Below are 11,937 nucleotides of genomic sequence, written 5' to 3' on the forward strand. Positions count from 1 at the left end.
CCCCCCTCCCCCCCCCCCCCCCCCCCCCCCCCCCCCCCCCGCCCGTCCAAACGCCCACGTTCAGACCCGCCGTGGACCGGAACTGACCGGGCACGTAGAGAGACGCGCAGCTCACCCGGCCCGGCGAGGATGAGAATCGCCCCGGTGACCGACACCGCGGCACCGAACGAAGGATGGCCGGTATGTCGAGAGTTTTCGGATCGATGCGCCGCATGGTCCTCGCCCCCACGCTGGAGCAGGTCTCCTTCGCCGCGCTCGGATTCCCCGTCACGGCGTCCGCCACCACGGTCCACCTGGAGGCGATCCCGCAGGCGGTGGTCTGCGGCTTCGAGTGGGCCATCGCGGGTCCGCGCGTCGCCGAGTTGGAACGCCGGCTCGCCCTGGTGGACCCGGAACGGCGGGGCTTCGCGTACGAGGGCGCGACGATGGCCTACACCGTGCTCGACGCGATGGCGGGCGGCTCCCGTACCCGGGAACTGCTCGACGGGCCGGGCCGCCCGCACTACTTCCTGGCCTGCATCGGCATCGGCTTCGCGATGGCCCGGCTGCCCCGGGTGCTGTGGCGCAAGGTGCTGCCCGACCTCGCCGACAACCCGTACCACCCGACGATGAGCTGGCTGGCCGTCGACGGCTACGGCTTCGACAAGGCCTACTTCGACCAGGCCACCTGGATCACCGGCCAACGGCGGCCCCGGCCGTACCCCTGGCAGGGGCGGGCCGACTACTTCCCGCAGGCGTTCGACCAGGGGATCGGCCGGGCGCTGTGGTTCCGGCACGCGGCCGACCCGGCGCCGGTGGCGGCGACCGTCGACAGCTTCACCACCGCGCGCCGCGCCGACCTGTGGAGCGGGGTGGGCCTGGCCGCGACGTTCGCCGGTGGCTGCGACAGCGCGGGCTTCGAGACGCTGCGATCGCTGGCCGGGGCGTACGGGCCGCACCTCGCCCAGGGGTCGGTCTTCGCCGCCAAGGCCCGGACCTGGGCCGGCTACTGCCCGGAGCACACCGACGTCGCCGCCCGGGCGCTGACCGGACTGTCGGCGCAGGCCGCCGCCGAGCTGGCCGACGCCGCGGCCGCCGACGCGGACGCCGGCGGGCTCGCCTACGAACAGTGGCGGCGGGTGATCCGCGAGCGGATCGCCCAGCCAGCCACCGTCAGCGACTGAAGGAGTCCTGCGATGTCCATGAGCGATACCGATCCGGTGGCGCTGGCGCCTCGTGATCTCGCCATCCTCGTCAAGCGCACCCCGCTGCCCGAGGTTCGTGCGCTGATGAGCGGGGAACGGCGGGACGCCCTGCTGCGGGAGGTCTTCCGCCGGATGCCGGACGTGTTCCGGGCGGACCGGGCCGAAGGGCTCGACGCCGTCATCCACTGGGTGATCGGTGACCGGCCCGACGGGGGCGCCGACCGCTACCAACTCGAGATCGCCGACGGTGTTTGCCAGGTGTCGCCGGTCGCCGACCGCGAGCCGAGGCTCACGCTGACCATCGGTGGCGCCGACTTCCTGCTGGTGGTGACCGGAAACGCGCATCCGGTCGTGCTGACCATGAAGGGCCGGCTGCGGACCCGGGGCGACCTCGCGTTGATCGCGAAGTTCCCCTCCCTGTTCGACGTGCCGAAGGTCTGAGGAACACCGATGCGGGCCCGGCCTGAGGTGGCCGGGCCCGCATCGTGGCGCGTCGGTCAACCGGCCGCTTCGTACGCCCTGGCCAGCACGTCGCCGTGGCGTCGCGCCGCCGTCAGGGCGGCCCAGGCCGCCAGGCCGAGCAACTCCGCGTCGCCGTGCCCGCCGGCCTGCACGGCGGCCACCGCCGAGTCCGGCACCCGGTACGAGGCGAAGGCGACGAGCATCGCCAACCGCCCGCTCGGCCGGTCCGTCGGGGACAGCCCCGCCAGCCGCGCGTCGAGCCAACGCGCGGCCTGCGTGAGGTCGTCGGGGGCGGCGGTGCCGTCATGAAGGCACTCCCGGACGAGCTGCCGGACGGCGGCTGGCACCGAGCGCCGGCCGGCGTCCTCGACTACCGCCGCCGCCCCCGTCATGGCGGCGGCGACGTGCGGCAGGTCGGCCGCCCACCGCAGGTCGTCCGGCAGCCGTCGCGCCGCGGCGACCGTGTCCGGCAGCAGCGGTAGGGACTGCCCGGGCACCGCCTCCCGAGCGGCCAGTAGCCCCATCAACCGGGCCGCCGCGCCGCGGGCGCCGCCGAGCAGCGCGGCCGGTACGACAGCCAGCGGCGAGTCCCGCAGGAAGACGTTCACCATCCGGTTGAGGTAGTGGAAGTCGACGGCCACCCCGATCAGCTCCGGCGACAGGACCGCCGGCAGCGCCGTCGGCGCGTTCCCGCCGCCCCCGAGCCCGCGTACGGCGGCCTGGTGAACGTCCACGCAGTAGGGGCAGCTGTTGGCGGCCGACACCGCGGCCGCCACCGACTCCCGTTCCCGGCGGCTCGTCGTGCCGGTTACGAGCAGTGTCTCGCGCAGGATGCACCAGGCGGCGGCGAGCAGGCCGGGCGCGGCGGCGTGCAGCGCGATGGGTGGCGCGAGCAGGCCGAAGTCCCGTTCGACCTGCTCGTACACCCGGCGGACCGGCGTCGGCGCGGTCGCCGTGGGAACCGGCGCGACGTGCCGTAGGTGGGTGAAGGCGGCCCGCCTGCTGAGCCTGGCGACGGTCGAGGTCATGACCGCAGGCGGGCGACCGCGCGTCGTCCCGCGGTCTCGCCGTCCGGCGACGGCGCGCCGTAGGTCACCGCGACGCCCCGGGCCCGGGCGGCCCGGACGATGCCCGGCATGGCGCGTTCGGCCAGGGCCGCGATCGTCGAGGCCGGGTTGACCGTCAACGCTCCGGGCACCGCCGATCCGTCGGTCACGAAGATGCCCGGGTGGCCGCGGAGCTCGTGGCCGTCGTCCAGCGCCGACGTCGCCGGGTCGTCACCGATCCGGCACGACGCCAGCGGATGCACGGTGTACGCGCCCACCAGGTCGTTCGTCCACGGCATGACCCGGGCCAGCCCGTCGCGTTCGAGGATGTCCTTGACGTCGGCGTCGGCCAGCGACCAGCCGCGCCGGGTGTTCGCCGTCGGCCGGTACCGCAGCGGGCCGTGCCCGAGCATCTGCTGGGAGAAGCGGTGGGCGTTGCCGGTCTCCGGCGGCGGGCCGAAGACGCCCTCGTTGTCGTCCTCCGACATGGTGAAGATGGTCAGCCACGACTGCCAGCGACGCAGCATCTCCTTCTTACCCAGGCCGAACCAACTGGGGCTGGCGTCGGGCACCTGCGCCAGGATGGTGCCCAGCGCGGGCGGGAAGTAGAGCTGTTCGAGGGAGTAGCGCTCGAACTCCGGCAGCGTGCCGTCGAGCCGGTCCCAGCTCGCGACCGTCGGGCCCCGCCCGATCTGGTACGCCTCGTAGGCCCGACCGTCCGGACGCGACAGTTTCAGCACCTCCCGGACCCGCTCCTCGTCGAAGACGGCGGTGTTGAGCCGCTCGCCGTTGCCGGAGAAGTACCGGCCCACCGCGTGCGGCATCGGGCCCAGGTGGGGCGCCGACCGTTGCAGGATCACCGGTGTGGCCCCCGCGCCGGCGGCCAGGACGACAATCTTCGCGTCGATCGTCCCCTCGTCGTGCAGGACCCGGTAGTCCTCCTCGTCGACGATGCGGTAGTGCACCCGGTAGCCGCCGTCGGCGGTGCGGGTCAGGTGCTGCACCTCGTGCAGTGGCCGGATCTCGGCGCCGTGCGCCAGCGCCGCCGGCAGGTAGTTCAGCAACAGCGAGCGCTTGGCGTCGAACCGGCAGCCGGCCATCATCCAGTTGCAGTTCGTGCACATGTCCACCTCGACGGCCGACGGCGCCGCGTTGGCGGTACGGCCGGCGTGGTGGCAGGCGGCGGCGAACAGGCCGCCGCCGTACGGGACCCGGTCCCAGGTCTGCGGGGTGATCGGCAGCGCCTCGGCCACCCGGTCGTACCAGGGGTCGAGGGTGTCGCGGTCGATCGCGGCGGGCCACATGCGCCGGCCGATGCTGCCGTGACGCTCGAAGACGAACCGTGGCGCCCGCGGCATCGTGGCGAAGTAGACCACGCTGCCGCCGCCCACGCAGTTGCCGCCCAGGACGCTCATGCCGTCGCCGATCACGAAGTCGAAGACCCGGGTGTACGACGCGCCCAGCTTGAAGTCGTGCTCGAAGTCGTCGGCCTTGAGCCACGGGCCGCGCTCGAAGACCTTCACCCGGGCGCCACCGGCGGCGAGGTGGTACGCGGCGATCGCGCCACCGAAGCCGCTGCCGATGACCAGAACGTCGGTGGACTCGGTGGCGGTCATGCCGGACTCCCGGTGGCAGTGGTGGACGGGTGTGGGTTGGCGAGCTGCCGGCCGTACGAGAAGGCGGGGAACCGCCAGAGGCCGTCCGCGTCGGGTGTCTCGTAGCCCATCGCCAGCAGGCCCGGATGCCCGGCGGCCAACGCCTCCACGGTGTGCATGTGCGGCGCGCTGTCGAAGGCCATGTTGCAGAAGAGCGCGAGCCCCACCCACATCTGCTTGTCCGGATGGTCGGGGCTGGTCAGCTTCTCGACGAGCGCCGTCCGGGCGTCGAACGGCAGGCCCACGAAGGGCGGCAGGTCCGGGTCCAGGTCGAGTCCGGTGGCGGCGGCGTGCTCCCGGGCGTACTCGTCCAGTTCGACGCAGATCGTGTCGAGCGCGGGCGCGATCCCGCCGGCGGGGTGTTCGAGCAGTTCGATGGCCCCGGCCGCCACGGCGCCGCCGCCGGTGTCGACGCCCGCGATCGCGGCGTCGTCGGGGCCGCGCTTTTCTCCCGGAATGATGGTGTCGGCAAATGCTTCCAGAACCATCGTGCGTATCCGGTGCTCGGCCGCTTCGTCGAATTCCACGGCACGCTCCTTCGAGGAAGTCCGGATGTCAATTCCGGAGAGGTCGTTCGGATGCCAGTCATCGTGGTATCGGTGGCCCCTGCGCGTCCATCTCTTGCGTTGCGCTAACCGGTCGGTAATGGCGATTTCTGCTGTCCACTATCCACTCGCCGCCCTTGTAAAGCCTGCTACCTGCGGAGATGCGCCGCCGTCGGCAACCGCCGCAATGCAGGAGAAGTTCCGTCGCGGATAGTCGCGTAACAATGAGGTCTCACCGGGAGGGCCGACGATACGATGAGTTCACTGCACAGGCTGCGACGACGTATTTTGACCCCCGACGTGCGCGAGACCAAGCTCAGCACGCGCGGATTCCATCTCAAGAACGAGCAGGCTCGCGAGCGCCTGGAAACGGTCGGCAGCTCGTTCCTGCACGGATTCGGTGCGGCCGCCGAGGCCGTCGGACCGGCCGAGGCGGCGCCCTCGGTCGAGGCGACGCCGGCAGCGTACCGGGGCTTCGCCTACGAGGGCGCGGCCATGGCCTTCGCCATCCGCGACGCCCTGCCCGGGCGTTCGCGCCATGTCGCGCGGTTCCTCGCCGACCACGACGAGCACGTCTACATGGCGTACGTCGGGGTGGGCTGGGCCATGGCCCGCCTGCCGCGGCTGCTGTGGTCCCGGCTGTACGCCCCGGACCCGCTGCTGCGCTGGCTGGTCCTCGACGGGTACGGGTTCCACGAGGCGTACTTCAAGACCGACCGGTACGTGCGCCGCAGGCAGCGGTCCGCCACCTTCCCGTGGCCGGCCGACGGTCCCCGGGACTATGCGGTCCGCGCCATCGACCAGGGCATCGGGCGGGCCTCCTGGTTCGTGGCCGGTACCGACCCGGTGCAGCTCCTACGCCTGCTCGACGCGTTCCCCGTGGACCGCCGCCGGGACCTGTACGCCGGCGCCGGACTCGCCGTCTGCTACGCGGGCGGCGCGACCGAGCAGGAACTCAACTGGCTCGCCGAGTGCGCCGGACCGTACCGGTCGGACCTGGCGCAGGGCGCGTCGTTCGGCGCCGCGGCCCGGCTGCGCGCCGGTCTCGTCATGCCGCACAACGAACTGGCCACCCGCGTCCTCTGCGGCATGACGGTGAGCGACGCGACCCGGGTGACCGACGACGCGCGGGTCGGGCTGCCCCCGGACGGTGCCCTGCCCGCCTACGAGGTGTGGCGCCAGCGCATCAGGAACGCCTTCGACCCGTCGCCCGCGACACGAAAGCTGAGTGAGCAATGACCAGTATCGCCGTGGTCGGGATGGCGTGCCGCTACCCCGACGCCCGTTCACCGCAGGAGTTGTGGGAGAACGCGGTCGCCGGTCGCCGGGCCTTCCGGCGGCTCCCCGACGTTCGGATGAACTCCGCCGACTACTTCGACGCCGACCCGGCCGCGCCGGACCGCTTCTACGCCCGCAACGCGGCCGTCATCGAGGGTTACGAGTTCGACCGGGTCGGCTACAAGGTCGCCGGCAGCACGTACCGGTCGACCGACCTGGCCCACTGGCTGGCCCTGGAGACCGCCGCCACGGCCCTGGCCGACGCCGGCTTCCCGGCGGGCGAGGGGCTGCCCCAGGAGCGTACCGGCGTGATCGTGGGCAACACGCTGACCGGTGAGTTCTCCCGCGCCAACCAGATGCGGCTGCGCTGGCCCTACGTGCGCCGGACGGTGGCGGCGGCGTTGCGGGCCGAGGGCTGGGACGACGAGAAGCTGTCCGACTTCCTCGCCACCTACGAGCAGCTGTACAAGAGCCCGTTCCCGCCGGTGAACGAGGACACCCTCGCCGGCGCGCTGTCGAACACGATCGCCGGGCGCATCTGCAACCACTTCGACCTCAAGGGCGGCGGCTACACCGTCGACGGGGCGTGCTCGTCGTCGCTGCTGTCGGTGGTGACCGCGTGCCGGGCCCTGCTCGACGGCGACCTGGACGTCGCGGTCGCCGGTGGTGTGGACCTGTCCATCGACCCGTTCGAGGTCATCGGCTTCGCCAAGACCGGCGCCCTGGCCTCCGGCGAGATGCGGGTCTACGACCGGGCCTCCAACGGGTTCTGGCCCGGTGAGGGCTGCGGCATGCTCGTGCTGATGCGCGCCGACCAGGCCGCCGAGGCGGGTCACCGCATCTACGCCTCGGTGGCCGGCTGGGGTGTCTCGTCCGACGGTCGGGGCGGCATCACCCGTCCCGAGGTCGACGGTTACCAGCTCGCCCTGCGTCGCGCGTACGGCCGGGCCGGCTTCGGCATCGACACTGTCGGCCTCTTCGAGGGGCACGGCACCGGCACGAAGGTCGGCGACACCACCGAGTTGACGGCGTTGTCCAGCGCCCGCGCCACGGCCAACCCCGACGCGCCGCCGGCCGTCATCGGCTCGGTCAAGGGAATGATCGGTCACACCAAGGCCGCCGCCGGGGTGGCGGGTTTCATCCGCGCCGCGATGGCCGTGCACCACGAGGTGCTTCCGCCGAGCGTCGGCTCCGTCGACCCGCACGAGATCCTGACCGGCGACGGGGCCCGGCTGCGCACCCTGCGCAAGGCCGAGGCGTGGCCGAGCGAGGTCCCGGTGCGGGCCGGTATCACCGCCATGGGCTTCGGCGGCATCAACACGCACGTCGTGCTCGAACGGCACGGCCCGCGCCGATCCGTCCCGGACCGCCGCACGCGTACCCTCGCCGCCTCCGCCCAGGACGCCGAACTGCTGCTGGTGGACGCGGCCTCGGCACCCGAGCTCGCCGACCGGCTCGCCGAGCTGAGCGCCTTCGTGACCGCGATCTCGTACGCGGAGCTGAGTGACCTGGCCGCGGCGCTGCACCGTGACCTGCGCGACCGGCCGTTCCGGGCGGCCGTCGTGGCCTCGTCGCCCGAGGAGGCCACGCGGCTGCTGACCGCCGCCCGCGACGCCGTCGAGTCCGGCGAGACGAGCCTGATCCGCCCCGACGGTCGGTTCCTGCTCGGGCACGTCGGCGGCCCGGCCCGGATCAGCTTCCTCTTCCCGGGGCAGGGCTCCGGTCGCGGCGTCAGCGGCGGCGCGTTGCGGCGACGCTTCGCCGAGGTGGAGGACGTCTACCTGCGCGCCGCCCTGCCGACCGGCAGCGACGTGGTCGCGACCGAGGTCGCGCAGCCGCGCATCGTCACCGGATCGCTCGCCGGGCAGCACGCCCTGTCGATGCTCGGCATCCAGGCGTCCACCGCCATCGGGCACAGCCTCGGTGAGATCGTGGCGTTGCAGTGGGCCGGCGTGATGGACGAGGAGACGCTGCTGCGCGTGGCGGGCGTCCGGGGCCGGACCATGGCGGGGCACAGCCAGGCCGGCACGATGGCCGACATCGGCGCGCCCCCCGAGACGGTCGACGGGATCATCGCCGGGCTCCCGGTGGTCGTGGCGGCGTACAACGGCCCCGAACACACGGTCGTCTCCGGGTCGGTCGACGCGATCGAGGCGGTCTGCCACAAGGCGCGCAGCGCCGGCCTGAGCGCGACGCGCCTGCGGGTCTCGCACGCCTTCCACTCCCCGCTTGTCGCACCGGCCGCCGACACGTTCGCCGACGCCCTCGCCGACGAGCGGTTCCACCAGGTCGGCGCGCGGGTCGTCTCCACCGTCACCGGCGAGCCGCTGCCCGCCCGCACCGACGTGCCCGGGCTGCTGCGCCGCCAGATCACCGACCCGGTCCTGTTCCACCAGGCCGTCGCGCTCGCCGCCAAGAACACCGACCTGTTCGTCGAGGTCGGACCGGGCCAGGTGCTCACCGGGCTGGCGACGACGGTCACCGACGTACCGGCGGTCGCCGTGGACACCGACAACGACTCGCTGGCGAGCCTGCTGCGGGTCGCCGGCGCCGCGTACGTCCTCGGCGCGGCCCCGGCGCCGGCCGCGCTGTTCGACGGCCGGTTCGTGCGGCCGCTGGAGATCGGCGCCGAATTCTCCTTCCTGACCAGCCCCTGCGAGCAGGCGCCGGAGCTGGACGCGGCGATCGAGCGCGGCTCCGCCGTGCCGACCACGCCCACCGCCACCGTCGAACCGGCGGGGGTCGGGCAGGAGTCCACCGAGGACCTCATGCGGCGGCTCACCGCCGAGCGTGCCGAGCTGCCGATCGAACTCGTCCGGCCGGACAGCCGGCTCCTCGACGACCTGCACCTGAGCTCGATCACGATCGGCCAGGTGGCGAACCAGCTCGCCCAGCGTCTGCAACTGCCACCGGCGCAGATGCCGGTCAACTTCGCGACCGCCACCGTCCGGGAACTCGCCGAGACGATGGACACCCTGGCACGTACCGCCCGGGACAGCGACGCCGCCGCCACGCCGCAGGTGGCGGGGGTGGCCGCCTGGGCACGGCCCTGGCGGGTCGACCTCGACGAGGTCCCGTTGCCGGCGGTCGCCGTCGACGCCGCCGGCGCGACGGGTCCGTGGCACGTGCACGCCGCCGCGGACCACCCGTTCGCCACCGCCCTCGCCACGGCACTCGAACGGGCCGGGCTCGGCGGCGGCGTGCTCGTCTGCCTGCCGCCGGACTGCACCGAGGAGCAACTGGCACCGGCCCTGCGGGGCGCGCAGCAGGCGCTCGCCACCGGCAGCACCCGCTTCGTCCTGGTCGGGCACGGCCGGGGCGCGGCGGCCATCGCCCGGACGCTGCACCTCGAAGCGCCGTCCGTGCTGGTCACCGTCGTGCACCTGAACGAGACCGGCGACGCGGCCGTGGAGCAGGTGGTGCGGGAGGTCGCCGCGACGACCAGCTTCACCGAGGTGCACCACGACGACGGGGTACGGCGGGTGCCGACCCTGCGCGCGATGCCGGTACGCCCCGCCACGACGGTGTCACCGCTCGGCGCGGAGGACGTGCTGCTGGTGACCGGCGGGGGCAAGGGCATCACCGCCGAGTGCGCCCTCGCGTTGGCCACCGACAGCGGCGCGAGCCTCGCGGTGCTCGGCCGCTCCGACCCCGCCCAGGACACCGAACTGGCCGGCAACCTGGCCCGGATCGCCGCCGCCGGAGTGCGGGTGCGCTACGCCCGCGCCGACGTCACCGACGCGGCCGCCGTCGCGCGGGCGGTCCGCGACCTCAGCGCCGACCTCGGGCCGGTCACCGGCGTCCTGCACGGCGCCGGCCGCAACGATCCCGCCGGCCTGGCGAGCCTGGACGAGGCCGCGTTCCGCCGTACCTTCGCGCCGAAGATCGACGGCCTGCGGGCGGTGCTCGACGCGGTCGACGCGTCCCGGCTCCGGCTGCTCGTCACGCTCGGCAGCATCATCGGGCGGGCCGGCCTGCGCGGCGAGGCGCACTACGCCACCGCGAACGACTGGCTGGCCGAGGAGACCACCGCCTTCGCCCGGGAACACCCGGACTGCCGCACCCTGTGCCTCGAGTGGTCGGTCTGGTCCGGCGTCGGCATGGGGGAGCGGCTGTCGGTGGTCGAGTCGCTCAGCCGCGACGGCGTCACGCCCATCACCCCGGACCAAGGCATCGCGATCCTGCGGCGGCTGGTCGCGGACACCACGACACCGACCGTGGTGGTGATCAGCGGACGCACCGAGGGCATCCACACCGTGCGGTACCACCAGCCGGCGCTGCCGCTGCTGCGCTTCGTCGACCGCGCGCTGGTCCGCTACCACCAGGTCGAACTGGTGGTGGAGACGGAACTGAACGTCGGCACGGACCGCTACCTCGAGGACCACGACCTGGACGGCAACCTGCTCTTCCCCGCCGTCTTCGGGATGGAGGCCATGACGCAGGTGGCCGCGGCCCTGTCCGGCGCGGACGTCCTGCCGGTCATCGAGCAGGCGGAGTTCCTGCGACCCATCGTCGTCGCGCCGCACGGGCACACCCGGATCCGGGTCGCCGCCCTGGTCACCGACGACGACGTCGTCGAGGTCGCGATCCGCAGCGAGGAGACCGGCTTCACCGCCGACCACTTCACCGCCCGGCTGCGCCTCGGCGCGGACACGGTGCCCGACGGTCCTCCGGACCAGGTGCCGGACGGGCTCGCGCCGGTCGCCCTCACCCCACTGGACGACCTGTACGGCGGCACCCTGTTCCAGGGCGGCCGGTTCCAGCGGCTCCGCCAGTACCACCGGGCCGCCGCCCGGCACGTCGACGCGGTGGTGCAGGCCGACGACACCACCGCGTGGTTCGCCCCGTACGTCTCCGGCACGCTGCTGCTGGGCGACCCCGGCGTCCGCGACGCGCTCATGCACGGCAACCAGGTGTGCGTGCCGGACGCCACGCTGCTGCCCGTCGGCGTGGAACGTATCCACCCCGGCGGGGAGAAGCTGTCGTCGGCCCGCGAGCTGCGGTACTGCGCCACCGAGCGGGAACGCGACGGCGACACGTACGTCTACGACATCGCCCTGCGGACCGAGTCCGGGGTGACCGTCGAGCGGTGGGAGGGGCTGCGGCTGCGCGCGGTCCGCAAGCAGGACGGCGCGGGACCCTGGGTGCCGCCGCTGCTCGGCTCCTTCCTGGAGCGTGGGCTGGGCGACCTGGGGCTGCCCGGGGTGGCCGTCGCCATCGCACCGGACGCGCCGCCCGCCGACCCGGACCCGGCGTCACCGGAGGGCGGCGACCACCTGGCCGTCCGCCGCCACGCCAGCGCGAACGCGGTCGGGCAGGCGCTCGGACGCCCGGTCGAGATCAGGTACCGGCCGGACGGTCGACCGGAGGTCGACGGGGAGCACACCGTCTCGATCGCACACGGGGCCGGGGTGACCCTGGCCGTCGCCGGGACCGGCGTCCTCGGCTGCGACCTGGAGAGCGTGGCGCGGCGCAGCCCCGCGGAGTGGCAGGGCCTGCTGGGACCGCACGCCGCGCTGGCGGACCTCCTGGTCGCCGACCTCCACGAGGACGCCGACACCGCCGCGACGCGGGTCTGGACCGCCGTCGAGGCGATGCAGAAGGCCGGCCTGCCGATGCGCGGCCCACTCGTCCTGGGCGGTACGGCCCGTCCCGGCTGGGTGCTCTTCGCCGCCGGTGGGGCCCGGGCCGCCTCGTTCGTCACGAGCCTGCGCGGCGTCGACGGACGCGTCGTCATCACTGTTCTGGCCGGTGCGGAGGGATGAGC

General features: G+C 73.7%; 7 protein-coding genes. 4 read left to right on the forward strand and 3 right to left on the reverse strand.

The window, feature by feature from the left end; all coding sequences use genetic code 11:
* Positions 1-182 precede the first annotated feature (182 nt).
* Positions 183-1,163, forward strand: a complete 981-nt coding sequence (locus AC3EN4_RS27200; RefSeq protein ID WP_435208892.1) for a DUF1702 family protein — start codon at positions 183-185, stop codon at positions 1,161-1,163.
* A 12-nt stretch (positions 1,164-1,175) separates the two neighbouring features.
* A complete protein-coding gene (locus AC3EN4_RS27205) occupies positions 1,176-1,625 on the forward strand; it encodes an SCP2 sterol-binding domain-containing protein (protein ID WP_422739193.1) in 450 nt (149 codons plus the stop codon).
* Between the two features lie 56 nt (positions 1,626-1,681).
* Here the strand turns inward: AC3EN4_RS27205 and AC3EN4_RS27210 are convergent, their stop codons facing one another.
* Genes AC3EN4_RS27210 through AC3EN4_RS27220 form a run of 3 tightly spaced genes read right to left on the reverse strand, consistent with a single transcriptional unit; the run spans position 1,682 to position 4,835 of the window.
* Positions 1,682-2,674, reverse strand: a complete 993-nt coding sequence (locus AC3EN4_RS27210; RefSeq protein ID WP_435208893.1) for a carboxymuconolactone decarboxylase family protein — start codon at positions 2,672-2,674, stop codon at positions 1,682-1,684.
* Positions 2,671-4,308, reverse strand: coding sequence for a GMC family oxidoreductase N-terminal domain-containing protein (locus AC3EN4_RS27215; protein WP_435208894.1), 1,638 nt, complete (start codon positions 4,306-4,308; stop codon positions 2,671-2,673). The genes AC3EN4_RS27210 and AC3EN4_RS27215 overlap by 4 nt, the downstream gene beginning before the upstream one ends.
* Entirely contained in the window at positions 4,305-4,835 is a 531-nt protein-coding gene (locus AC3EN4_RS27220) for a DUF5987 family protein (protein WP_422740633.1), read from the reverse strand. The genes AC3EN4_RS27215 and AC3EN4_RS27220 overlap by 4 nt, the downstream gene beginning before the upstream one ends.
* A 312-nt stretch (positions 4,836-5,147) precedes the next feature.
* On the opposite strand from AC3EN4_RS27220, the gene AC3EN4_RS27225 reads away from it, so the two are divergent.
* Both AC3EN4_RS27225 and AC3EN4_RS27230 read left to right on the forward strand, forming a co-directional pair.
* A complete protein-coding gene (locus AC3EN4_RS27225; protein ID WP_435208896.1) occupies positions 5,148-6,131 on the forward strand; it encodes a DUF1702 family protein in 984 nt (327 codons plus the stop codon).
* The gene (locus AC3EN4_RS27230) at positions 6,128-11,935 is read left to right on the forward strand and encodes a type I polyketide synthase (protein ID WP_435208898.1); all 5,808 of its coding nucleotides are present in this window, start codon (positions 6,128-6,130) and stop codon (positions 11,933-11,935) included. Before AC3EN4_RS27225 ends, AC3EN4_RS27230 begins: the two co-directional genes overlap by 4 nt.
* The last annotated feature ends 2 nt before the right edge of the window (positions 11,936-11,937 follow it).

The sequence above is a fragment of the Micromonospora sp. bgisy143 genome (assembly GCF_057708145.1).